Here is a 23,461-nt window from a genome sequence, read left to right as displayed (position 1 = left end):
GAAACCGTCGGCCGGTTCCGGCTCGATGCGGACCGCGCGACTATCAACTATCAGCTTTACATGCCGAGTGTAAACACACATGCTCCGTCTCATCGGCGGGGTTCCACATCGGCCCCTACCGTCGGGACGGAGACGGAGCAGCGCGCCCGGCGCCTACAGCCGGATCACACGCAGACCGTACGGCTCGATGTCGAACAGGCCGGCGATGCGGCTGCCATCGAACACCGATGTGCCGGACAGACGCTCGGGAAGGTTCACGGTCTGCGTCTCGGGACCGTTGTTGAGTACGAACACGAGTTGGCGGCCATCGTCGTAGTCACGCACGCGCACCTCCACATCATGCGGTGTGTCTACCGTCTCCAACGCGGCGTCACGTACGAGCACGTCCGTGAGCCAGTCCATGCCGTTCTCGTCCAGATGGGTGCCCACGTAGTAGGCCTTGCCGGAACCCACCGTGTTGACGGTGACCGCGGCAGTACCGGCGTAGAAGTCGGTGGTGTACGTGGCGAGCACGCTGGAGGTGACGGGATGGATGAGCTCGGCCACGATGCTGCCGGTCACGTCGCCGCCATTCTCGAGACGCACCCCCACCGGACGCTCCGGCGGCAGCGCGTCAAGCTCCTCGCCCCACGACCCAACGAGCTCGCGGAAGGCGCCGGGGTAGCCTCCGAGAATCACCTGATCGTTCTCGTCGGCGATGCCGGACATCGTGGTGGCCACGAACCGTCCTCCGCTGCGCACATAGGATTCGATCGCATCAGGCACGCCGGGCTTGACCATGAGCAGAGCCGGGGCGAGCACTACCCGGTACTTCGCGAGCTGATCGGACGGTGTAGTGCTGGGGATGATGTCAACCTGGATGTTGCGACGGTAGAGAGCCGCGTAATAGTGATGGATCTGATCGACGTACTTGAGCAGGACCGACGGGCCGGACGAGTAGTACATCGCCCAGTAGCTCTCCCAGTCGAACATGATGGCCGCCTGCGATTCGACGTGGCCACCCATGTATTCCTTGCCATATTCCTTGAGTTCCGCGCCGAGCTGGCTCACCTCGCGGAAGACGCGCGTGTTCTCGGTGTCGGCGTGGCTGATCACCGCGCCGTGGAACCGCTCGGTGCCGCCGATCGAACGACGCAGCTGGAAGAACTGCACGGTGTCGGCGCCGTGGGCGACGGCCTGATAGCTCATCACGCGCATCTGGCCAGGACGCTTAAGCGAGTTGTACGGCTGCCAGTTCTGCTGGCTCGGCGTCTGCTCCATGAGCATGAACGGCTTGCCGCCGCCCACGCCGCGCATGAGGTCGTGGCGCATGGCCACTGCGGAAGCCGGGAAATCGTAGCGCGGGTAGCTGTCCCAGCTGACCACATCCAGTTCTTTGCCCAGCTGGAAGTAGTCGATATCCATGAACACGCTCATCAAGTTGGTGGTGATTGGCGTGGTCTTGTCGAACTCGCGGATCGCCGCCCGCTCGTCGGTGAAGCAGCGGGTGATGGAGGTGCTCATGAACCGACGGTAGTCGATGGCCGCGCAGGACAGTGTGGCGCAACCGGGCTCCCATTCGTCGCTCAGCGCGTTGGGGACCACGATATCGTCCCAGTCATAGATCGTGTGGCCCCAGAAGTGCGTGTACCACGCCTTGTTCAGCGCTTCGATGGTGCCGTACTTGGCCTTGAGCCATTCAATCCACGCGTCGCGGCAGTTGTCGCAGTAGCAGTACGCGCCATACTCGTTGGACACATGCCATGCCACCAAACCGGGCGTGTCCGCATATCGTTCGGCAAGCTTGCCAGCCAGACGCGGCGCGTACGTCTTGAACGTCGGCGAGTTCGGGCAGGGGTTGTGCCGGTCGCCGAACTTGTGGCGACGGCCTTCGAAGTCGGTGTACATCACGTCCGGGTGACGTCTGGCCATCCACGCGGGAATCGCGGCAGTGGAGGTTGCCAGGACGATACCGAAGTGATGGTCCACCAGCAGCTTCACAATCCTGTCGAGCGTGGAGAAGTCGTACTCGTCCTCGCTGGGCTGCAGCTGCGCCCACGAGAACACGTTGATCGTGGCCTCGTTGATGCCGGCGTCCTCCAGCATCCTGATGTCCTTGATCCATACGGATTCGTCCCACTGCTCGGGGTTCCAGTCGCCGCCGTAGTAGAAGCGGTCGAACATCGGTTGTGCCATCATTGGCTCCTTTTCGTGGTCGGTTACGACAATCCGCTCTATTTTTCGCGGATCTACAGCAAATACGAGGGCGTCTCCCCCTCCCGCCAGCGCGAGATGGGCGGGCAACCGTTCGCCGTCACCACTATGCCCAATCCGTGACGTCAGGGCTGCTGGCTGACTGACGGCGTCAGCCTGTGGCACTCCCCATCCCCACAAGGGACGAGGGAAGCCACAGGCTGAACCGACCCAAAGCCACAAATCAGCTACAAGTCAGCCTCAGAACAGCGCCTCGAGGTCGCCGCGGTTGAGGGCCTCCTCGAAGAGGCGCTGGAAGACGTGGCCACTGTGCACGCCGTCATGCTCGTACTCGTTGGTCACCCAAGCGTGCGAGTTGCCGAGGTTCTTGAGCGTCTTGAGCTGCAGCGTGGAGTCCACGTACATGTCGTCGTAGTAGACGGCGGCCTGCAGCGGCACCTCGTTACGTGCCAGCTGGTCGAGATCGTAGATCTTGTCCCAGTGACCGTCCTCCATGAGGATGTCCATGGCGTTGCGGAACGGGATGAGCGCGCCGCCCTCCTCGAACATCCACGGGAACGACGCCTCGCCGGTGAACAGCAGCGGACGGTGCGAGGGGTCGAACTCGGGGTGCTTGTCACGCTCGCGCTGGGCCGCCCAGCGAATCGGTTCGCATTCGCCGTTCGCGTAGATGAACTCCTGAAGCGTCCAGTACAGAGGCTTGTTGTAAGTCTGCGTGGAGGTGAGCACGCCCATCAGGAAGCCGTCCGTGAGGTAGGAGCTGCGGCTTGCAGAGCCGTCGCCGTCCACGAATGCGGTGTCCAGCAGCCAGTGCAGTCGTTCGAAGCTGGGCTTCATGCCGAAATCGCTGCCCAGCAGCTGCAGGCGGTGGATGGACAGCGGATCGCCGTTGGGCAGATGCACGTCGGACGCCGTGAGGATGTCGGCGATGGCGGCCACGCGCTCCACGTCCTGCGGGTAACGCTCGTAGAACTGGCGGTTCTTCTCAATCATGCGCGGGAAGGTGTGCGAGTACACCGCGTCGGCGTCGGCCGCCACGTACGGGATGCCGCCCGTGGTGAACGAGGCCAGCAGGCCCTGCGGGTAGAGCGACAGGTACGCGAGCGTCAGGAACCCTCCGTAGCTCTGGCCCAGCGACACCCACTTCCTGCCGTGGAATTCGGTCAGACGCAGGTGTTCGAAGTCGCGCACGATCGAGCCGGCGAGAAAGCGCTTGAGGTAGGCCGCCTGATCGTGCGGGTCGGCGAACCGCGCCATCGTGTGCGAATCGACGGGCGTGGACCTGCCGGTGCCGCGCTGGTCGGGCAGCACGATGCGGAACCGCTTGACCGCATCCTTGACCCAGATCTCGCTCTGCAGGCTCGTCAGGCGCGGGCCGGCGCCGCCTGGGCCGCCCTGCAGGAAGACGAGCAGCGGCAGGTCGTCATGCACATGCTCGGGCGCCGTGACCACGCGGTAGAAGAGTTTGAGGGTTTCGCCGTCGAATCCCTGACCCGGCTCGTGGCCGGTCCAGTCAAGCGGCACGTCGATGGAGTGGTCCTCGATGGCGAGGCCCGGGACATAGTATTTGCTCAGCAACGTCATACAGGCAACTGTAACCCGTCCGGTCGTCCGAAAATCCAGCTGCGAGGATGCCCGCGCGTTCGGCACGCGCAGCGTCAGTCCGGCTGATTCGGGGGCCGACGCGGCATGGAGAATCCGCGGCCGCCGCCGACCCCCGGAGGAATCTCGTAGGCCGCCCGGAAACCGCCGTCGCCAAAGCGTCCGGGCGGCAAATATCAGGCCCATCACCAAGTCCTAGTCCTTCCCTTCAAGCCTTCCACCAGCCCACCGCAGCCCCCAACGCAAACCCAACCGGCCCACGGAATCAGCCCTACGGCCGATGCCATACGGCCCGCGCGCGGGTTAGCCTAAAGGGTATGGATACTGTGGATTGGGCCGGTCGACTTCGGCGGCGTCTCGCCCGCGCCCGCACATGGCTGAGGGGCGAGCGGGGCCGGATGTTCACGTTCGATGCGGTGCTGGCACTGATCTTCGTCGGACTGTCCATCGCGTCGACCGTCGGCTCCAGGGATTCCTACAATCCCGGACTGCTGTTCCAATACCCAAACGCGGTGATGGTGGCGTGGGGGCTGCCGGCCGTTGTGCCGCTGGCGCTGCGCCGCATCCGGCCGGAGCCGGCGGCATGGTGGTATGTGGGTCTGACCGCGTCCCACCTGCTGCTCGGTCCGGGCACGATCGACAGCGATCCCCTGTCGATGCTCATGCTGTATTCCGTGTTGGTGTACGGCACGGCCGGCCATGCATGGCGGTTCGTGACGGCGGCGATGGCAATGGCCTTGCTGACCGCTGGCGTCTGGGCGGTGACGTTCAACGTGACCCCGTTGTTCGACGTGTTGGCGAATGGCACGTATACCGACTGGACCACGCAACTGTCCGGCGACACATGCCCCGGCGTCGCGGGCACATTGAGCCCATCCACCGGCACATGCGGTGCCCGGATGCTGCAGGATGCCGGCATACTGGCGGTCCTGATCGGCGTCAGCATGCTGAGCATCAGCGTGATGGCGCTCTGGCAGCGGGCACGCCGGGCCACCGTAAACGCCATGCGCGAGCGCAACGCCTCCATCATGGCGCGCGAGGCCGAGGAGACGCGCATCGCCGCCCTGGCCGAACGCGCGCGCATCGCCCGCGACATGCATGACGTGGTGGCCCACACGCTGTCCACGATCATCGTGCAGTCGGACGGCGGCCGGTATGCGGGGGCCCGGGACCTCGCCCTCGCCCGCAGGACCATGGCCACAATCCGCCATGAGGCCGAACGGGCCCAGCACGACATGCGGCGTCTGTTCTCGGTGTTCGGTCCGAACGGCGCGGGCGGCGCCAGCGGGTACGCGGACATCCCCTCGCTGTTCGACGGGTCCATTCCCGTCTCACGTCGCGTCACTGGGGTGGCGCATGCGGCGCGCCTGTCCGCCAAGGCCGACGAGGCGGTGTTCCGTCTGGTGCAGGAGTCGCTGACCAACACCCGCAAGCACGCCGGGTCGGGCGCACGAGTCACCATCGATGAGATCTGGTCGGACGATGCATTGTCCATCACCATTGCGGACAACGGACGCGGCGGCGCCTCCGCACAGGACGGGCACAGGCCCGGTTACGGATTAATCGGCATGCACGAACGCATCGAAGCCGTGGGAGGCAGCGTCTCGGCTGGGCCTAGGCCGAACGGCGGGTTCATCGTGGCGGCCACGATTCCGCTGGCGCCTGTTCCGGGCGAGGCGGACGGCCATACTGCCATGCCGGCCGTAACCTGGACGGATGGCGCCGCCACACCCCAAGCCTCCGGCACCGGTCATCGGGCCAACGGCGAATCCATGTCCTCCCCCATGGAGGCCATCCCCGCCGCCGGCAACTTGGGACTGAGCCGTGACGGCAAGAGCATCCCCTCGGACGGCATGGCTGCGGACGCGGGCACCAGGAGGGCCAGCATGACGGACCTTCCCTCGGACAATCCCCCGGCCGGAAGCGCATCAGGCATCGCCTCCCCCGCGTCATCCGCTTCCCCGACCCCGATCCTTTCCCACATGAAGATCCATCTGCCGCAGCCGTTGTACAGACTGGCGCGTTGGCTGCGAGCCAAGCCGATCGATCAGGGCGACAACCACGAACTGAACTGGGTGGCACAGCTGGCGCGTTGGACCGAGCGACATTACCTGTTCATGGACACGATGGGCGCAGTGCTGCTCATGCTGCTCTTCTACAGGCCCACGTTCAGGGACCTCCAATGGCAGACCGGATACGGCGCGGCGCTCCCCCATGTGGCGACCGCCCTGCTGACCATCGTGCTGCTAGCCCCGCTGGCATTCCGCCGCAGGTTCCCGGAGGCCAGCGCGCTGGCCGTCGCGGTGCTGTCATTCTTGCAGCTGTTGTTCCTGCCTTCGGTGCTTCCGCTCAACGTCTTCGCGCTGGTATCCGTGTATTCGGCAGTGCTGTACGGCCGCGAACGGGCGTGGCGCTGGGTGAGCGTGGCGCTGGTCATCGATTCGTGGGCTTTCGGCATCAGGACGACGTCCGGCCAGGATGGCATCGGTTCGCTGATGAGACTCGCTCTGTCGCCCGTATACACCGTGATGGATTGGGTGGCCGTGGTATTGGGCGGTCTGCTGCTGGGAGGCATGGTGATGCTCGCCGGCTTCGGCTGCATCGCCGCCGCCCGTTGGGCCCGTTCGCGAGGCTCGAACGCGCTGGTGCTGCAGCAGCGCGAGGAGGCGTTGCGCGCGGAGCAGGAACGACAGAAGGTGCTGGCCGCGAATCTGGAGCGGGAGCGCATCGGCGCCGCCATGCAGGCCGAGGTGGCGGCCACGCTGGAGTCGGTGATCGTTCAGACGGATGCGGGTTTGGCGATGCTGGACGGCTCTGCCGAGCCGAGCGGCGAACAGGTTGCGGCGGCGTTCGCGGCGATCGGGTCGCGCGGCCGGTCGGCGCTCGCCCATATGCGTCAGCTACTCGCGGTGTTGCGCGAGACCGGTTTCAGCGACGCGGCGCACGAGGGCATGGCGCCCGAGATGCGGCTCGCGCCGGCCGCCTCGCTGGACAGCCAGCTGCGCGATCGGGCTCGAGGATAAGCGGCCACAGGAATGTAGGTCCTGCCGCTGACCCATTTGCCGCCAATCCTCGCGTGACAACCGGTGTATTCCCCGACCTTGCCGTTGGCGAGTTTCTTGCTTATCTAGTATTTGATCGGGTAGATGGCTTCGGACTTCCTTGTTCGCGGCATCACGTCTCCGTTCCGCAACATTCCGCAACATCCGGTTGCCCGTTACCTAACTGTTGAGCACCCGCTGAGCACCCGCTAAGCGCCTGTTATCCTTGGAACACCGTCGTTTTGGTGCTGACATCCAGGCGATGTCACACCAAATGGTTGTCGTACGCGAAGACCACGGCCTGGACGCGGTCGCGGGCGTTGATCTTGGCGAGGATGTGGGCCACATGGGTCTTGACCGTGGGCAGGGAGATGAACAGCTTGTCCGCAATCTCCTGATTGCTCAGACCGTGGGCGACCTCGACGAGCACCTCGCGTTCGCGGTCGGTGAGCAGGTCCAGCTCCGGGTCGGTGTAGCACGGCTGGTTCGAGACGCGGCCGGTCGCAACATGACCGGCGCCGATGCCACCGTTGACGTCGTTGCCTTCCCCGATGCCGACGGCGGCACCGGCATTCGGCACGCCACCCAACGAACCATGCTGCGCATAGCCGTCCTGCATCATCTTCTCGATGAGGCGTTTCGTGGCGGACGGCGCGATGATCGCATTGCCCTGGAACACCGTCCGAATCGAATTGAGCAGGGTCTCCGGCTCGGTGTCCTTGAGCAGGAACCCGGAGGCGCCGGCGTCGATAGCGGCCATCACGTACTCGTCCAGATCGAAGGTGGTGAGGATGATGACGCGAATCGGCCGCACGCCCGAAGCCAGCGCGGTAATCCGACGCGTGGCCTCGATGCCGTCCATACCGGGCATGCGCACGTCCATGAGCACCACGTCCGGCCGCAGCGATTCGGCTGCCGCGACCGCCTGGGTGCCGTCGGACGCCTGCCCGACCACAGCCATGTCCGCCTGCGAGCCGATGACCATGGCGAAGCCGGCGCGCACCAGCTCCTGATCGTCTGCGATGACCACGCGGATGCCGTCGTTCCCGTTGCTCTCGTTCATGCTTCCACTGTATGCGATTTACCGCCGTGTTTCAGGGATTCACCACCCTGATTGTTCCCTGAATGGGGATGTTTTCACCCGTCGATTGGCCATTTCACGGCTATCTGCGTTACGAGGGTCTGGCCTGCATTCGAATCGCAAACATAACCGGCATCGTCGCGGCATTCCCATCGGGATTCGCCGGACCGACCAGCCCCTCGTAACGCAAATACCACCCGATTCGGCCCCATTCGAGCGGGATATCCGCGATATCTGCGTTGCAAGGGGTACTTTCACCGTTTTCCGGAGACCTATCTGCCTTGCAAGGGGTACCCAACTGTCCATATGCCAAGTACAAACGCTGCAACAACGGCGTTGATACCCTTCATATCACCCATCAGGTACCCCTTGCAAAGCAGTTACCTCTTTGCAAACCATCCCAAGTACCCCTCACAACGCAGATAGCCACGCCAAACACGAATCAACCCGACATTTCATCCGTTTGCTCCGCCGACTCTCAGGCTTCAGCCAGAATCTCTACTGGCCGAGCCGCCAAACGGGCAGTCCGGCGGACTGCCCGTAGGCAAAGTGAATGGTCTTGCCGCGAAGGCTGCCTGTGGAGGCGACGGCAGAAGCCTAGGCTTCAGCCAGAGCTTCCACGGGGCGGCACCCTGACGGCCCGGCGGGCCGGGGCGACGCTGGCAAGCAGGGCGGCGAGCGCGGCGATGCCCAGTACCAGTCCGTTGGTGGCCCAGTCGAACGGCAACGCCACGGTGGCGTACAGGCTGAACACCATGTAGGAGCCGAGCCAACCGAACAGCGTGCCCAGCGCCACGCCCGCCACACCGGAGACGAGCGAGAGCAGCAGCGCCTCGGCCGCGAGTGAGCGCCGCAGCTGCCCGCGCGTCATGCCGATGGCGCGCAGCGTGGCGGATTCGCGGGTTCGCTCGATCACGGAGAGCGACAGCGTGTTCGCCACGCCGACCAGTGCGATGAGCACGGCCACGGCGATCAATCCCACCATCAGGGCCATCATGCTGTCGATGGTGGTCTCCCACATCGAGCGTTCGGCCACCGGCCCGGACACGCTCACCCCCGGAGAGGCCGAGAACGCTTGCTGCACGTTGGTGAGCACGTCGTTCATCGTGATGCCGGCGGCATCCGCGTCCACGCGCATGAGCAGCATGTGGCCGGCGGTTTCGAGGTCGCCATCGGTGAAATGCTCTGCGTTGACGAACGCCACCGCGCCGTAGTCGGAGGAGACGCGGCGGTAGTCGGCCTGCTGAGGCTTGAGGGCGATCGGCTTGCGGCTGGCGGCATCGGTCTCGGCGCCGGCCGGATTTTCCCGGAAGACGACGGACCCGTCGAAGCCGACCTTCTTGCCATCCATGGCGTTGATCGTCGGCAGCAGCACGTCGCCCGCCCCGATCGAAACACCGCTCAGATCGGCTTTCATCACCTTCGCGAGCGCGGCGGCGTCCTTGATGCCGACGAGCATCACGGACAGCTCCTTGCCGTCCTTCGTGGTGACGTACCGCACAGTGGTGGGCGCGTAGAGGGAGGCGGCCACGCCCTTGGCCTCGGCGGCGTCCGTGGCCTGTTTGTCGGTCATATCGCCGCCGGCGGCGATCATGTCCACGCTGTAGCGCTGGTCCAAGGCCACTTCCATGGTCTGCTTGCCGCTGGCGGCGCCGGTGGCGATGGTAGACACGAGCGTGACGCCGATGAGCAGCGCGGCTCCGGTGGCCGCCACGCGACGCGGGTTCTTCTGGATGTTTGCATTGGCGATTCTCGCGCTGGGGCCTGCCAACGAGACAGCCGCTCCCACGCCGCGCATGAGCAGCGGTAGCCAGAACGCGGCGGACAGCACCAGCCCGAGGAAGATCAGCGCGCATCCGGCGATGGCCATAAGCAGGACTACCGCATACCGCTCGATCAGCGCATCATGTCCGACGAGCGACTCGTGCATCTGCCATGCGGCGAACCCGGCAAGCGCCGCGCCGGCAGCCACAAGGATGCCCGAGCAGACGGCCCGCATCACTCCCGCCCGGCGCGTATCGGTCAGTTCAATGGGACGCAGCGCCTCGAGCGGCGTCACGGCGGTGGCGGCACGCGCGGAGCCGAGCGAGGCGAGCACGGTCATCACCACGCCGAACGCGATGGGCACCACGAACGCCTGCCAGCTCAGGATCAGCCGGGCCCTCAGCTCGTCGCCGCCCATGAGTCCCGAGGCGCACAGGCCGGCGATGAGGCCGATACCCAGCGCCACGCCGAGCAGTGAGGCGACCAATCCAAGTATACCGGCCTCAAGCAGCACGGAGGCATACAGCTGTCCCTTCTGGGCGCCGATCGTGCGCAGCAGCGCCAGGGTACGACGGCGTTGCGCCACCAGCACCTGGAACGTGTTGGCGATCACCAGCGCGGCCACGACCATGGCCAGGATGCCGAAGCTCAGGAGGAACACGGTGGTGATGCTGAGCCCGCCGTCCGCGTCGAGATTCTGCAACGCCTCCTTGTCGATGTCCGCGCGGCTCATGACGACGTAGTATTCCGGCATCAGCTTGGCGATGCGTTCGGCGGTGGCCTGCGCCTTGGCATCACCGTCCCGGCCCTCTCCGGCGCCGGCGAGGTCGAGGTAGAGCGTATTGGCTGTGACGTCGTTGAATTCCGCCGCGCCGGACATGGTGGCCAGCACGTTGTTCGACAGGACGGACGCGCCGCCGTAATAGGAGTACGCGCCGTTCGGATCGTCGGTCAGGCCGGTCACGCGCACTGTCATGGCGGAGCTGTTGGCGCCGCTACCAGTCGCGGCCCCGCCAACCGTCGAGGACCCGCCGGCAGAGGCACCAGTATCAGCACCAGCACCAGCGGCATTCCCCTCGATCGCCGCCTGAGCGGCCGGGGAATTCACCGTGACCGTATCGCCCACGCCCACGCCGAGCTGCTCGGCGACGGACCTCGGCAGGGCGATCTCGTCGTTGTCGATCGGCTGGTTGCCGTCCGAAACGGTGACCGGCAGCAACGAGAGGCTCTTCGCGGTGCCGATGGCGATGCCGGTGACGTGACGGTCTCCCTTGGCGACGGTCAATCTGGGCACGGTCGCATCGACGCGCACGTCCTCGACCCCGTCGATGGTGCGCAGCCGATCAAGCTGGAAGTCGGCGACGGTAGTGGCGTACGCCTTGCTCTGCTCGTCTTCGCTGGCGTTCTTCAACGCTTCGGAGTCGGGCGTCACCATATAGTTCGCCCCACCGTATAGCGCGGTCTGCTGATGGACGAGCGCATCGCCCATCGTGTTCGAGAACAGGAACGTGGCGGCGATGAACGCGGTGCCGATCAGGATGGCGATGCCGGCGGGAATGAGCATCCGGCCGTTCTTGCGCATGAGTTTCAAGGTGATGTCGAACATGATTCGCGACTCCTCTCTCAAGCGGCGTGACGCGCGGTCGCGGCGGCGCGGCGGTGGCTTGAGTGACGCTTCGTGGAGGGTTCGGCGTCACTGTCGGCGAATGCATCCGGCCTCACGAAACGGTCGTGCGTATCGGACGTCAGCACGGCGTCGGTGACGGGCAGCGTCACATCGCCGGCGACCCCGGCCAGACGGGAGAGCTTGTCCGCCGAAGTAGCGGTGACCGCGGCGCGCGTGGCCCGTTCGCGCTCGGCCATGAGCAGGCTGCTCATGACTTCGGCGGTGGGATGCGGCTCGTCGGCCACGATCCGCCCGTCCGCGAACACGATGGCGCGATCCGCGTAGGATGCGGCCACGGCGTCGTGCGTGACCATGACGATGGTCTGGCCGAGCTCGTTCACCGAACGCTTGAGGAAACCGAGCACTTCGGCACTGGAGACGGAATCGAGGTTGCCGGTAGGCTCGTCGGCGAAGACGAGGCTGGGCTTGGTGATGAGGGCCCTTGCGATGGCCACGCGCTGCTGCTGTCCTCCGGACAGCTCATTGGGGCGGTGGTTCAGTCGCTGCCTAAGCCCCAGGGTCTCCACCAACAGGTCGAACCAGGCGCGGTCCGGCTTGGCGCCAGCCAAGGTGAGCGGCATGAGGATGTTCGCCTCGGCGCTGAACATGGGCAGCAGGTTGAAGCTCTGGAAGATGAACCCGATCTTGTTGCGGCGCAGCAGGGTGAGCTGCTTGTCATTCATACGGGTCAGGTCCTTGCCCTCGAACAGGATGTGCCCGGAGGTGGCGGAATCGAGGCCCGCCAACGTGTGCATGAGCGTGGATTTGCCGGAGCCGGAAGGCCCCATGATGGCGGTGAACCGGCCTCGCTCGAAGCTCACGTTCACGCCGCGCAGCGCGTGAACGGCGTTGGAGCCGGTGCCATAGTCCTTGACCAGATCGATGGCCTGGATGGCGGTTGCCACGTCGGATGCGCCGGTCGCGCCCTGGGCCGGGATATTCTGCTGATTCATCATCGTCTCTTCCTGAAAGTCCGGGCCCGATGCCCGGATGATGCTTCCAACTTAGAAAAAGACGACGTTGCCTCCCATCGTGCGTGAGGCTGAATCCTCCGCCTTCCCAGCGAGGCGATCCTCATCCTCAAGGATGACGAAGAAGACAAGGATGACGATGAGCCGATAACGATGCGCCGATGACGGAGGGCTCGGCGCGTACCCGAAAGCCCCGCTGTATAAGGCCTTTATAAGCGGCTTCGTATGGGACAGACTCAGGTACATTCATCGTTTCTTAGGTAAGCCCCAAAGAACAACAGAACAGGACAGCACAACAACGCAGGCATACATGCAAGGCGACGATGAATATGTGCCTAAGCAATGAAAACGCATGGCCCCTACACGCCAAAATCGGAAGAGCCCCTTTGCTTCCCGCATCCCGGCCATTCCTACACATGCACGAAAAACCAGTTGCTCTTGGATACCGCGGGCCTTGCGGTGATGGTTGCGGCGAATCCCCGTGAGGCATGGAAAGCCCGCACTGCATGACGTCAGTGCGGGCTTTCCTATCCCTTGAGTCAAGTAATGGCTGAGAAGGACCCCCTTCGGTTCCGCTCCCCTACGGCGCACCCCATAAACGCCGTTCCCCTTCGGGCCGGAACCGTATCCTTCCCGGTGTTACTTGGCCAGGCCGGAGGCGCGGACGGCCTCGAAGCCGCCCTTGAGGTCGTCGAGGATGTCCTCGATGTTCTCGGTGCCGATGGACAGGCGGATGGTGCCCTGATGGATGCCCTGGTCCTCGAGCTCCTCCAGCGTCTCCTGGGAGTGCGTGGTGGAGGCCGGGTGGATGACGAGGGACTTCACGTCGGCCACGTTGGCGAGCAGCGAGAACAGGTGCAGGTTGTCGATGAAGACGCGGGCCGCATCCTTACCGCCCTTGATGTCGAAGGTGAAGATGGAGCCGGCGCCGTTCGGGAAGTACTTCTTGTACAGCTCGTGGTCGCGGCGGCCTTCGATGGACGGGTGGGAGACGGACTCGACTTCCGGCACGGTCTGCAGGTACTCGACGACCTTCAGCGCGTTCTGGACGTGACGCTCGACGCGCAGGGACAGGGTCTCGGTGCCCTGCAGCAGCAGGAAGGCGGCGAACGGGGACAGGGTGGCGCCGGTGTCGCGCAGCAGGATGGCGCGGATGCGGGTCACGAAGGCGGCGCCGCCCAGAGCCTCGTAGAAGTTGAGGCCGTGGTAGGACGGGTCCGGCTCGGTGAGGGTCGGGAACTTGCCCGGCACCTCGGCCCAGTTGAAGTTGCCGCCCTCGACGACCACGCCGCCCAGCGTGGTGCCGTGGCCGCCGATGAACTTGGTGGCGGATTCGACCACGACGTCGGCGCCGTGCTCGAGCGGACGGAACAGGTACGGGGTGGCGAAGGTGTTGTCCACAATCACCGGCAGATGATGCTTATGGGCGATTGCGGAGATGGCCTCGAAGTCCGGCAGGTCGGCGTTCGGGTTGCCGAAGGTCTCGAAGTAGACGAGCTTGGTGTTCTCCTGGATGGCGTCCTCGAAGTTCTGCGGGACCTCCGGGTCCACGAAGGTGGTGGTGATGCCGTCGCGCGGCAGGGTGTGCTTGAGCAGGTTGAAGGTGCCGCCGTAGATGTTCTTGGAGGAGACGATGTGGTCGCCGGACTGGGTGATGTTGCGCACGGCGTACTCGACGGCGGCCGCGCCGGAGGCGACGGCGATGCCGGCGGTGCCACCCTCGAGGGCGGCGATGCGGTCCTCGAAGACGCCCTGGGTGGAGTTGGTCAGACGGCCGTAGATGTTGCCCGGGTCAGCGAGGCCGAAGCGGGCCTCGGCGTGGTCGAAGTTGTGGAAGACGTAGGAGGTGGTCGCGTAGATCGGCACCGCACGGGAGTCGGTGGCCGGGTCGGCCTGCTCCTGGCCTACGTGCAGCTGCAGGGTTTCAAAACGGTACTTCTTGTTGTTCTCGGCCATGATGTGCTCCTTGTAGTGGTCGCGAGGTTTTTCCTTGCCACCCGCCTGCCGTGTTCGGCGGTTGGCGAGGTGTTGGTTATGAAGGTACGCGCGGCGTGCAGCGCGGCGCAAGCCGGACGTTATCGGGGTTGCCTATAGACCCTTATAAGCCGTTGGAATCATTGGGCTCGCGGGTTCCGTACGACGTTGAATTCATCGTCGGAACCGCCGCGACACGCCGGCGGCGGCGATACGGTTCGGCGTCACGCGGATGCGGCGAGGACGAGGCGCAGGTACGGCGCGGACATGCCATGGACCATGGCCGCACCATGATATGAACACGATTCGCCTCCCGACCCATGGATTGGCTACGCTCTCGAATGTGATGCCGGCGTTTCTGCCGGCCATGGCATCCGTTGCGATTCGATTGGAGCTATTTATGACTGACGTCACCCTATATGACCGTGATCCGCACTACATCCCGCGCGTGGCCGCCGTGCACGACATGTGCGGCTACGGCAAGTGCTCGCTGACCGCCGCGATTCCGATTCTCTCGGCCGCCGGCTGCGATGTGTGCCCGGTGCCGACCGCGCTGTTCTCCGCGCACACCCGCTATGCGGTGTTCACCTTCCACGACACCACCGATATCCTCTCCGGCTATCTCGACGCCTGGCGCAAGGAGAACGTGGACCTCGACGGCGTGTATTCCGGTTTCCTCGGCTCCCCCGATCAGGTGGCCATCATCCAGCGTCTGTACCGCGAGTACCCGAAGGCGCTGCGTCTGGTGGACCCGGTCATGGGCGACGCGGGCAAGATGTACCCCACGTACACGCCGGAGCTGTGCGAGGCGATGGGCGCGCTGGCCGACGGCGCGGACGTGCTCATGCCGAACCTCACCGAGGCGTCGATCCTCACCAAGCGCGACTACCCGGGTCAGGATCTGGATGATGCCGCGGTGACCGACCTGCTCGACGCGCTGCTGAAGCTCGGCGCCAAGAACGTGGTCCTCAAGGGCATCGACCACGGCGACGGCAAGATCGTCAACTACGTCGCCAGCGCCTCCACTGGTGCCGAAGCCAAGGTGGAGCTCGCCCATGACAAGCTGCCTTACATGATTCACGGCACGGGTGACGCCTTCGCCTCCGCACTGTGCGGCGCCGTGCTGGCAGGCCGCGGTCTGGCCGAATCGGCCGAGATCGCCGGCGAGTTCGTGCGCCACGCGATGGAGAGCACCCGCTACCAGCCGAACTTCGAGGAGCGCGGCGTGAGCTTCGAGCTCAACCTCGGAGAGCTTACCGGTCTGGTGAAGTGAATCAGCGCTGAATCGCCCGGCTCCCCTCTCTGAGGGGAGCTGTCAGCGCAGCTGACTGAGGGGAGCCGACGAGCCGATGGGAGCCCACACGGAAAACGCTACCGGTTCTTGAAATACCTGAGCAGGTGGCTTTCGCGGGTCAGCAATACGGCGACCCCCGACCCCACCAGCAAGCCCACGACCGCGGCGACCGGCACCCGAAGCAGCGTGTCGGCGAGCGCCGCGGATTCCGCATCCGCGTTGCCCATCCACACCCATGCGAGCAGCGGACTCGCCAGCAGCACCCCGGACACGGCCCACGCGCCCGTCTCCAGCATGACCTGCGTGATCAGCGCCGTTTTCGGCACACCGCAGTGCAGGGCGGACGCCATCTCCAGCTTGCGGGTCCGGGTGACGATGAATCCCAACGCCAAAGCAGCCACAAGCGCGATCCACGGCACATAGGCGGTCAGCCGCGCGCCGAACAGCGCCGCGCTGTCCCATGTGCTGCCCTTGGACATGTTGAGCTTGGCGATCTGTGGCCTCTCCTGCGTACTCTCCATGCCGGAGCCGACGCCCGCCAGACGCAGCAGCGACTCGATGTCCTTGGTCTCGGGCCATGTACGCACCCAACACTGGCTGAACGTCTCATCGGAGTCCGTGGGCACCGGAGTCAGGGCCGCGTATGAGAAGCCGGATTTGCGCCCGTCGTCGGGCCAGTCAAACACGCCGGCTACCTGCACCTCGCGCCCGTCGCGCAACGTCAGCAGGCTGCCGGCCGACGCCTTGAACGGTTTGGCCGCCTCGGCGGAGAGCATCACGCCTTCCGGATACAAGGTCACGGCATCGGTCTCCCCCATCCCGGCCCGCGTACCGGCGGTGCTCAGCGCGAACACCTCGCGCGCGCCCGGCGTAATCTCCACGACGGGTACGCCGGTGGACGGCAGCGCCGCGAACACCATCTTCCGGTCGGTCTGTCGCACCGCGCCAGCCGCTTCGACACCGTCCAGCGAGGCGAGGCGGTCGCACGCCGCCCCGTCGATGTGATTGTTGTACTCCATCACCCATGTGGAGCCTCCGGCGGCAACGTAGTCGTCGGTCTGCCGCTGGATGCCGGCGATGGTCAGCCAGTCGGCCCCTGCCAGCAGCACGATGAGGCAGGCCAGCCCGACGGCCAGCGCGCAGGCGTGGCTGGTGCCGGTCGCCAGATCGCGCCACGCCTCCCCCAGCATGCCGCCCAATCGCATGCGAGGCGCACCGGAAGACATATCGTCACGCCGTCGCCAGATCATGACGCACCTCCTCGCTTTGCCAGTCGCGCAGGTCGATGAGGTCGGTGCAGGCGTCCCTCGTGCGCGGATCGTGCGTGGCCACGACGACGATCGCGCCGCTCATCGACAGGTTGTGCAGGTGTTCGTTGACCGTGGCCGCCGTATTGAGGTCGAGCTGCGCGGTCGGCTCGTCCACCAGCAGCAGGCCGGCGTGCGAGGCCACGCCGCGCGCGAGCATGAGTCGTTGCGCCTCACCGCCGGACAGATCGCGGAAAGGCTTCAAAGCCAACGTTGTCAACCCGAAGGCGTCCAGCAGTTCCATGGCGTGCGCTTCGGCGTTCCGCCGCCGCTCGCCGCGCGCGATGAACGGCAGTGCCACATGGTCGAGCGCGGTACGACGGGCCACGCCGTGAGGGTTCTGCAGCACCCAGCACACGCGCCCGCAGTCGATGCGCTCCACCGTGCCCGTCACCGGCTCCACCCATCCGGCGATGATGGACAGCAGCGTGGATTTGCCCGATCCGGACGGCCCGGTGAGCGCGTAGACGTGCTTGGGCAGCAGCGTCATGGTCAGATGGCGGAACAGCATGTCCTCGCCGGTGCGGTCGAAGCTGTGGCCCACATCGGTCAGGATCACACGCCGCGTATCCCGGCGTACGTTCTGCTGTGTGTCACGGCGCGCGGCAGAACATCCGTCATGCTGCACGGCACGCCGTCCGTCCCGCTGCACATCCAGCCGCGCATCCTGACGCGCATCCTGACGCACATCCCGCCGCACGTCATCCCGCGCGCCCCTTCGCGGGCCGTCCTCCCTCACCTCATTGCCGCCCATCTCACTGCCCGCCTTGGCCCTGGGCCGCATCAGATGAGGATTGGGCCGTGGTATCGTCCGATGCCCCGCCTGATGACGACCCGGCAGCAGATGCAGTGGATGCGGATTCGCCCCCGACCCCGCAGTGCGCGGTGGTGCGCGGCGTCACATCCACATGGTCAAAGGACGTATCACCACTCGTGGAGACCATCGTCTTGCCCAGCTGCGAGGCGACGATGGAGACGGGCACCGGCTTGGCGTCCACGCTCACGCATCCAAGTCCACCCGAGGCGTCGTAGATTGCGGAAGGCGGCACGGTGAGCGCGGTCAGCGGCTGCGCGAGCCTCCAATCGTAGGACACGCTGAGTGTGCCGCCGCCCGTCCCGGACGTTCCCGCCGCACCGGTGCCCGCTCCCCCGGAGCCACCCGCCGTCACACCGCCGGAATCCCCGCTCATCGACGCCAGACGGAAGGCCACGGAGCCGCCGATCGCCGCGAGCAGCGCAGGATCGGTGAGCTCGACGGTTCCGGCCGGCACGGCGAACGTCTGCTCGCCGATGACGAGCGTGCGATCGCCGGCCACTAGATCGGTGGCGGACGTCGGCAACGTCGCCTTGAGCGGGATCGCGGCCGTGGTGAACAGGTCCGCGCCCGCAGTGATCTGTCGTCCCACGGCGATTGAGGATTGCTTGACCGTCACCGAGTCGGCGGGTATCCAGACGAACGATTCCGGGCCGATGGACCAGCCTGAGTCGGCGGTGATGCGGGCCGCGCCCTCACTGTCGGCGAGCGCGTTGTAGGCGGCGATGGTGTCCCACGTCATCCAATCGGAGTCGGGCGCGCCATAGCCGAGGCGACGCAGCGCGGCGTTGAGCCCTGCCGCATCGGGTCCGCGAGTGCCGCTGGACAGCGTGCGGTACAACGGCACGTCGGTGTGCAGTGCGAGGACGGGCTTGGCATCCACATCGAACACCGTGCCGCCGGAGCCGATGACGGCGCCCGCACCGGCGGAGGTGCCGGTGATGGTGCCCGACACCGGCGAGGTGACGGTGGATGATTCGCCGAGGGAGACAGCCAGCGTCACGGACCGTGCGTCGTCGAATTGGGCGGAGGACACCTTCACCGTCGTGGCCTCGGTACTGGAGACCAGGGACGGTGGGATCTTGGAGCGGGTGAGGAGGAACCCGCCGCCAAGACCCACCGCGAACATCACCAAGGCGAGCAGCACCACGATGGAGGCCGCCACCCCATTGCGCGCGGCCCGCAGTTCCTTACGATTCCTTGCTGCGCTTTCCCGCTTCATGTCGGCCTCCTTGCCTTGTGCCCCACGCTTTGCGCCTCATGTCTTGCGCCTCATGTCTTTCGCCGTCTTTCGCCCGGAAGAGCAAACCATGTGCACGCCTTGGTTGACTTCAGCGTATTACCGGTTCCGACGGCTTCCCAATACCGTTGTCGTCCGCAAGACGACAGTTCCGACCGCTACTGATGCAGCGGGTCCTGTCCGCATGCCCAGAACTGCTTGCCCTGTGGCGAATTCTGATCGTATTTGTAGTTCGGATTGGGTTGGCCGTCGAAGGTGGTGCTCATGTACTCGATGAAGAACTCGTGCCAACGCCGGAGATTGGCCTCGAACTGGCTGTTGTCGGTCACGTTCGCGGTGTTCATCGTGCTCATGTACTCGTCTTCGCTGATGGGGCTCGGCAGCAGATCGTGCTTGGCATAGCATTGGTAGATCTTGCGTGCCATGGCCTCCTGATCGACATTGTCAGGGTTCATGTTCATCGTCGCGTACAAGCTGGAGATGTCGCCCGAGCCGGTCTTGGCATGGCACTCGTCCATGACCTTGAACTGCTCTTCGTCGGACATCGACCCACGATACTGGCCGACCCCCTCGCCCCGGTCCAATGTCCAAGTGGCCTGCAGCCCATAGGGTTCGAGGCACTTGTTGTAGTCGTCGTAGACCTCCTGCACCTCGGCTTCGGTGATTTTGCCGTCCTTGAGTATGTTCCTGACCAGATCGGTGGGCGCCTGGTCATATTGCTTCTTGAATTCCGCGGCGTACGGCCCGGAAAAGGTCGGTTCGCCGCCGGTGCCGGATGTGTCGGCCGTCTTGGACGCCCCGTTGACGTCCGCGACCTGTCCGCATCCGGCGAACATCACGCATGCCAGCGTCGCCGCCCCGATCAGCACAATCGCGTGGTGCAGCCGTTGACGAATCGTCGTTGCCGTATTTCCCTGCATGATGGCCTCCCTGCCTTATGGATTTGTATATGTTCTCGTATGTGTGTTGTGTGTTACGTGTTGCTGTGTGTTGTGTGCTTCGCGCTGCACGCTGCGCCGATCCTGCATCGGCCCGTGCATCAGCCGTGTGCCTCACGGCCGCGTACCGGCCGCGTTGCGCATCGGCCATGTGCCGGCGCCGACAGACTGTGCACCGACGGCGCAACAGCCGGGCATCGTAACGATGGTTCAAGCCCCGAATCGCACGACTGACGCTGTGCCTACTGCTGATTCAGCGCATCGGTCTGGCATTCCCAGAACTGCTTCGCCTTGACGGCGTCGTAGTCGGGGTTCGGGCTGCCGTCATCGTTGCGCTCCATGTAGGCTCGGTAGAACTCGTTCCACTTCCGGGTCTTTTCGACGATCTGCTCCTCGCTCAGCCCTTCCGCGCCGGTGACCTCCAGATCGAGGAACTCCTGCTCGGTGATGGGCTTGGGCAGCAGATCGCGCTGTTTGAGGCACTGGTATATCGCGCGCTGTCGGGCACCGGCGTCAACGTTGTTCGGATTGCTTTGCAGCGCGTCATACATGGACTCGACGTTCCACAGGTCGGTCTCGGCGGCGCATTCGGCGTTCTTCTGGTTCATCTCATCCTCGCTCAGACCGCTCGCCCGCACCTGGGAGAGCTGCCCTTTGGTGGAGGCCAGACCGTATGGCGCCAGGCACTGGTTCTGCGCGTCGAAGACCTCCGTAAGCTCCGCGTCGGTGACCCGGCAGTCCTCGAGGATGCGTTTGCCCAGCTCGGTCTTGGACTGCTCCCAATTGAGCTTGAATTCGGACGCATACGGCCCCTGGAAGTCAGGTGCCTTGCAGACGGTCGCCGCAGCGTTCGCCGGCGTCTTCCCGTCGGCGTTCGCCGCGCCGCCGCCCTGCCCCGGACCGGAACAGGCCGCCATCGCCAGGCACAACGGCACCAGCACGCCGGCCGCGATCATCCGCCGCGCGACGCCGCCATATCCGTTCGTGTTCATCGTCATCCCCACCAATCATCGTGGACTTCCTCGTCATGATTCAGCTTAGGTCCGCTTCCTGCGTGGACCGCAATCGCCGTGTAGTCGGTGAGGTTACAAGGATCAGCTTTCAGACCGTCTTTGGCTGGTCCGCCAGCGTCTTTTGCCGTGGAAGCTGCTGAAAAGGACTGTATGTACGCGCCATCACGAAACAGACGCGTACATACAGTCCCTCTTGCCATCACGACAGACGGTAAACGCAGGACCTTCGCCGAGACGCGTACTTACCGTCGCTTTCATCATCGAGCACCGTCAGAAGGAGCCGAGAAGCCATCGGCATCCGGCCATTCCGAGATCATCCGATGTCTGTCATCCGCTGGCTTACGCGAGCGCTCGCGCGACGGTCCCATCTGTCATACCTTGGATTTACCGACAACGAGGTCACAAAGACACTGTGCGAGCGGCTGAACGGCATCCGTGACATTCACCCGCCGCGCCAAAACCAAAGACCCAAGGCCAAAGACCCAAGGCCCAGACCGAAGGACAACACTGATGAAACGCAGTACAACCTACGCAATCCCCCTGTCCATCATGTCTCTCACGCTGATGTTGACGCTGGCCGGCTGCGGGGGCATGCCAGGTACCGATGCCGCGCCTCAAGCCGCCGAACCCACCTTCTCCGGTCCATGGGCCGAGGACTTCCAGCGGAATTACGATGACGCGGGCCGGCAGGGCAACACGTTCGCGCAGGACGTGCTGCGTGATGGGCGGATCACCGAGGCCGAAGCCACCGAGGCGGTCAACCGGTATGCGTCGTGCATGAAGGACGCCGGGTTCGCGCTCGATTACGTCAATCCGGACGGCAGCAGCCAGATGTCGGGCGAAATGACCGACGCCGAGAATGCACGATACGGTGAGGCGGACGGCACCTGCGATGCATCATCGGGCTCCCGGTGGATCACGGCGCTGTACAACGCGGTCGCCGGCGATCCGAACGGCAATCTGCGCAATCGCAGCGACGAAGAGGCTCGTCAGGATCTGGCCGACTGTCTCAAACGCAAGGGCGTGGTCGGCGATGAGTTCACCGCCGAGGACATTCCCGAAGTCAATGCGAGCGGCGACGAGAATTGGGAGTTCCACCGTCAATTCGTCGAGCCGGGCGGCCGGTACTACAGCGAGCGCAGCACCGACATACTCACCCAATGCAACATGGATCCGAGGCAGTAAGGCAACCATTCGTCCCGCCGGCGATGCCACTGGGGTGAAGCATTTTCCCCAACGCATAGACGCCAGCGTCAACGTCAATGGCGTGGCCCCTTTCCCCAAGCTGCCTCGGGAGCATGGACGCCAGTATGGCGTAGTAGATGTGCTGGCCCGCGCCGGCCGAGCGGCCCCGGAAGCATGGACGCCAGTTCGGCTTGGCGCTCGTCACCGGTTTGGCCCATCGAGCGGCCCCGGAAGCATGGACGCCAGTATGCCATGCCGTACTCGCTGACGGATTCGCTGCCCCCTAGACCCATCGGGCCGACTTTTAGACCCATCGGACCGACCTCCCGACAAGGGACGATATTTGACGCAGGACGCCAGCCCACCGTGTAGGGAACGGCCCACGATGTAGGGAGCGGATTTTCGCTTTTCCCGGAATTCCGCCATTTCTCATCCCTACACGGTGGGCCAATCCCTACACGGTGGGAAGTTCCCTACACCATGGGAACGTTCCCTACATCATGGGAGCGTTCCCTACATCATGTGGTCTCTGCAGACGGCAAGCGGCCCGGCATGCCCAAGCCACCATTCAGTCACCCGCATGCCTCGACCTTCTGCCGGAAGCCCGCATCGGCGCGCTTGCCGGCATCGAACGGCCCGGTGCCCGCACGACTGTCACGCTCGTAGTCGTCAATAGAATACGATTCGCTCACCAACCCCTGCTTCACATAGCAATCGATGATGATCTGCCTCACATCCTTGCCGTCGTTGTCCGGATTGATCTCGGCAGCACTGGCCAGCTGCCATATGGTCCGTGCCCCGTCGCGCGTCGAGCAGGTCTTCACATCCTGATTGAACGTGCCACCCCACGCCGCCGACTCCGCCTGGGATGCCCCGCTGGGTGGCCGCGCGCTTATCTCACCCAGCTCCCCCATCGTGATCGAATCCGTGTCGTGACCCAGATCGCCCAGACATTGGAGCACGTGATCGTTGAGCTCGGCGAGCTCGGATTGCGTGATCACGCCGTCTTCGAGAATCCCCACCGCGAAGTCGGCGCCATCATCCTGCAACGTCCGGCGGGCTTGCCTCAGCTCAGCGGCATAGTGCGCGTTGAGGTCATACCCGCCAGCCGTCTCCATAGTTCCTTCAGTTCCTTCGGAGTCCGGATTGCCGGACGACGGGCCAGCGCAGGCAGTCAGCGTGCATAGCATTACAGCGGCCACGCACGCCGCCGTCAGCCATGCACGCCCCACGCCGGAGGCTACGGAAGTACCGCAAGCGCCCGGAATCCCGAATGAACACGAATCATGCATGTCAGCTCCTTCGCCGTCGGAACGGCATCATCACGCCGTTGCCGCCATGGTATGCAATCGTTCGCGGAACGTCATGCCCATGCGTA

General features: G+C 64.8%; 14 protein-coding genes and 1 pseudogene. 3 read left to right on the top strand and 12 right to left on the bottom strand.

Annotated elements, in window-relative coordinates:
* Nucleotides 1-153: 153 nt before the first annotated feature.
* Together BMYO_RS09950 and BMYO_RS09945 are read right to left on the bottom strand one after the other, a co-directional pair.
* The gene (locus tag BMYO_RS09950; RefSeq protein WP_158216983.1) at nucleotides 154-2,175 is read right to left on the bottom strand and encodes a beta-galactosidase; all 2,022 of its coding nucleotides are present in this window, start codon (nucleotides 2,173-2,175) and stop codon (nucleotides 154-156) included.
* 258 nt (nucleotides 2,176-2,433) lie between these two features.
* Nucleotides 2,434-3,777: an alpha/beta fold hydrolase gene (locus BMYO_RS09945; protein ID WP_094668305.1), complete on the bottom strand. Its 1,344-nt coding sequence runs from the start codon at nucleotides 3,775-3,777 to the stop codon at nucleotides 2,434-2,436.
* Between the two features lie 335 nt (nucleotides 3,778-4,112).
* Between BMYO_RS09945 and BMYO_RS09940 the strand changes: the two genes are divergently transcribed.
* Complete coding sequence (locus tag BMYO_RS09940) at nucleotides 4,113-6,818, top strand: sensor histidine kinase (RefSeq protein ID WP_158216982.1); 2,706 nt, start codon at nucleotides 4,113-4,115, stop codon at nucleotides 6,816-6,818.
* Between the two features lie 283 nt (nucleotides 6,819-7,101).
* On the opposite strand, the gene BMYO_RS09935 is transcribed toward BMYO_RS09940, so the two are convergent.
* The 4 genes and pseudogenes from BMYO_RS09935 to BMYO_RS09915 form a co-directional block, all read right to left on the bottom strand.
* Complete coding sequence (locus tag BMYO_RS09935) at nucleotides 7,102-7,899, bottom strand: response regulator transcription factor (protein ID WP_094668303.1); 798 nt, start codon at nucleotides 7,897-7,899, stop codon at nucleotides 7,102-7,104.
* A 615-nt stretch (nucleotides 7,900-8,514) separates the two neighbouring features.
* Nucleotides 8,515-11,287 (bottom strand): annotated as a pseudogene (locus tag BMYO_RS09930) (ABC transporter permease).
* A gap of 17 nt (nucleotides 11,288-11,304) precedes the next feature.
* Nucleotides 11,305-12,300 carry an ABC transporter ATP-binding protein gene (locus BMYO_RS09925; protein WP_233428256.1) on the bottom strand — a complete coding sequence of 332 codons (996 nt, stop codon included), beginning with the start codon at nucleotides 12,298-12,300 and terminating at the stop codon, nucleotides 11,305-11,307.
* A 657-nt stretch (nucleotides 12,301-12,957) separates the two neighbouring features.
* Nucleotides 12,958-14,274, bottom strand: coding sequence for an O-acetylhomoserine aminocarboxypropyltransferase/cysteine synthase family protein (locus BMYO_RS09915; protein ID WP_094668301.1), 1,317 nt, complete (start codon nucleotides 14,272-14,274; stop codon nucleotides 12,958-12,960).
* Between the two features lie 418 nt (nucleotides 14,275-14,692).
* Here BMYO_RS09915 and BMYO_RS09910 point away from each other — a divergent pair, with 418 nt between their 5' ends.
* Nucleotides 14,693-15,565 carry a pyridoxamine kinase gene (locus tag BMYO_RS09910; protein WP_094668300.1) on the top strand — a complete coding sequence of 291 codons (873 nt, stop codon included), beginning with the start codon at nucleotides 14,693-14,695 and terminating at the stop codon, nucleotides 15,563-15,565.
* 98 nt (nucleotides 15,566-15,663) lie between these two features.
* Here BMYO_RS09910 and BMYO_RS09905 read toward each other — a convergent pair whose 3' ends face one another.
* The 5 genes from BMYO_RS09905 to BMYO_RS09885 all read right to left on the bottom strand — a co-directional run bounded on the left by BMYO_RS09905 (nucleotide 15,664) and on the right by BMYO_RS09885 (nucleotide 20,877).
* Nucleotides 15,664-16,836 (bottom strand): hypothetical protein, encoded by a 1,173-nt coding sequence (locus tag BMYO_RS09905; RefSeq protein ID WP_094668299.1) that lies wholly within the window; start codon nucleotides 16,834-16,836, stop codon nucleotides 15,664-15,666.
* On the bottom strand, nucleotides 16,817-17,647 hold the full coding sequence (locus tag BMYO_RS09900) for an ATP-binding cassette domain-containing protein (RefSeq protein ID WP_233428254.1): 831 nt from the start codon (nucleotides 17,645-17,647) through the stop codon (nucleotides 16,817-16,819). The genes BMYO_RS09905 and BMYO_RS09900 overlap by 20 nt, the downstream gene beginning before the upstream one ends.
* Nucleotide 17,648: 1 nt before the next feature.
* Nucleotides 17,649-18,929, bottom strand: coding sequence for a hypothetical protein (locus BMYO_RS09895; RefSeq protein WP_094668298.1), 1,281 nt, complete (start codon nucleotides 18,927-18,929; stop codon nucleotides 17,649-17,651).
* Between the two features lie 176 nt (nucleotides 18,930-19,105).
* Complete coding sequence (locus tag BMYO_RS09890) at nucleotides 19,106-19,867, bottom strand: hypothetical protein (RefSeq protein WP_094668297.1); 762 nt, start codon at nucleotides 19,865-19,867, stop codon at nucleotides 19,106-19,108.
* Nucleotides 19,868-20,127: 260 nt separating this feature from the next.
* Nucleotides 20,128-20,877 (bottom strand): hypothetical protein, encoded by a 750-nt coding sequence (locus BMYO_RS09885; RefSeq protein WP_143249166.1) that lies wholly within the window; start codon nucleotides 20,875-20,877, stop codon nucleotides 20,128-20,130.
* 531 nt (nucleotides 20,878-21,408) lie between these two features.
* Here BMYO_RS09885 and BMYO_RS09880 point away from each other — a divergent pair.
* Nucleotides 21,409-22,083 (top strand): hypothetical protein, encoded by a 675-nt coding sequence (locus BMYO_RS09880; RefSeq protein WP_094668295.1) that lies wholly within the window; start codon nucleotides 21,409-21,411, stop codon nucleotides 22,081-22,083.
* A gap of 572 nt (nucleotides 22,084-22,655) precedes the next feature.
* Here BMYO_RS09880 and BMYO_RS09875 read toward each other — a convergent pair.
* Nucleotides 22,656-23,201, bottom strand: a complete 546-nt coding sequence (locus BMYO_RS09875) for a hypothetical protein (protein WP_094668294.1) — start codon at nucleotides 23,199-23,201, stop codon at nucleotides 22,656-22,658.
* Nucleotides 23,202-23,461: the final 260 nt, after the last annotated feature.

The sequence above is a fragment of the Bifidobacterium myosotis genome, assembly GCF_002259745.1.
GTDB classification, from domain to species: Bacteria; Actinomycetota; Actinomycetes; order Actinomycetales; family Bifidobacteriaceae; genus Bifidobacterium; species Bifidobacterium myosotis.
Note: the sequence above shows the minus strand (reverse complement) of the source record. Positions and strands in the feature narration are given on the sequence as shown.

What these genes read in the sequence shown, in the direction of transcription:
- BMYO_RS09940 (WP_158216982.1), top strand. Translation starts at nt 4,113, where the DNA reads ATGGATACTGTGGATTGGGCCGGTCGACTTCGGCGGCGTCTCGCCCGC.
- BMYO_RS09895 (WP_094668298.1), bottom strand. Translation starts at nt 18,929, where the DNA reads ATGAAGCGGGAAAGCGCAGCAAGGAATCGTAAGGAACTGCGGGCCGCG.
- BMYO_RS09885 (WP_143249166.1), bottom strand. Translation starts at nt 20,877, where the DNA reads ATGAACACGAACGGATATGGCGGCGTCGCGCGGCGGATGATCGCGGCC.
- BMYO_RS09890 (WP_094668297.1), bottom strand. Translation starts at nt 19,867, where the DNA reads ATGCAGGGAAATACGGCAACGACGATTCGTCAACGGCTGCACCACGCG.
- BMYO_RS09915 (WP_094668301.1), bottom strand. Translation starts at nt 14,274, where the DNA reads ATGGCCGAGAACAACAAGAAGTACCGTTTTGAAACCCTGCAGCTGCAC.
- BMYO_RS09950 (WP_158216983.1), bottom strand. Translation starts at nt 2,175, where the DNA reads ATGGCACAACCGATGTTCGACCGCTTCTACTACGGCGGCGACTGGAAC.
- BMYO_RS09925 (WP_233428256.1), bottom strand. Translation starts at nt 12,300, where the DNA reads ATGAATCAGCAGAATATCCCGGCCCAGGGCGCGACCGGCGCATCCGAC.
- BMYO_RS09935 (WP_094668303.1), bottom strand. Translation starts at nt 7,899, where the DNA reads ATGAACGAGAGCAACGGGAACGACGGCATCCGCGTGGTCATCGCAGAC.
- BMYO_RS09945 (WP_094668305.1), bottom strand. Translation starts at nt 3,777, where the DNA reads ATGACGTTGCTGAGCAAATACTATGTCCCGGGCCTCGCCATCGAGGAC.
- BMYO_RS09900 (WP_233428254.1), bottom strand. Translation starts at nt 17,647, where the DNA reads ATGGGCGGCAATGAGGTGAGGGAGGACGGCCCGCGAAGGGGCGCGCGG.
- BMYO_RS09875 (WP_094668294.1), bottom strand. Translation starts at nt 23,201, where the DNA reads ATGGAGACGGCTGGCGGGTATGACCTCAACGCGCACTATGCCGCTGAG.
- BMYO_RS09910 (WP_094668300.1), top strand. Translation starts at nt 14,693, where the DNA reads ATGACTGACGTCACCCTATATGACCGTGATCCGCACTACATCCCGCGC.
- BMYO_RS09905 (WP_094668299.1), bottom strand. Translation starts at nt 16,836, where the DNA reads ATGATCTGGCGACGGCGTGACGATATGTCTTCCGGTGCGCCTCGCATG.
- BMYO_RS09880 (WP_094668295.1), top strand. Translation starts at nt 21,409, where the DNA reads ATGAAACGCAGTACAACCTACGCAATCCCCCTGTCCATCATGTCTCTC.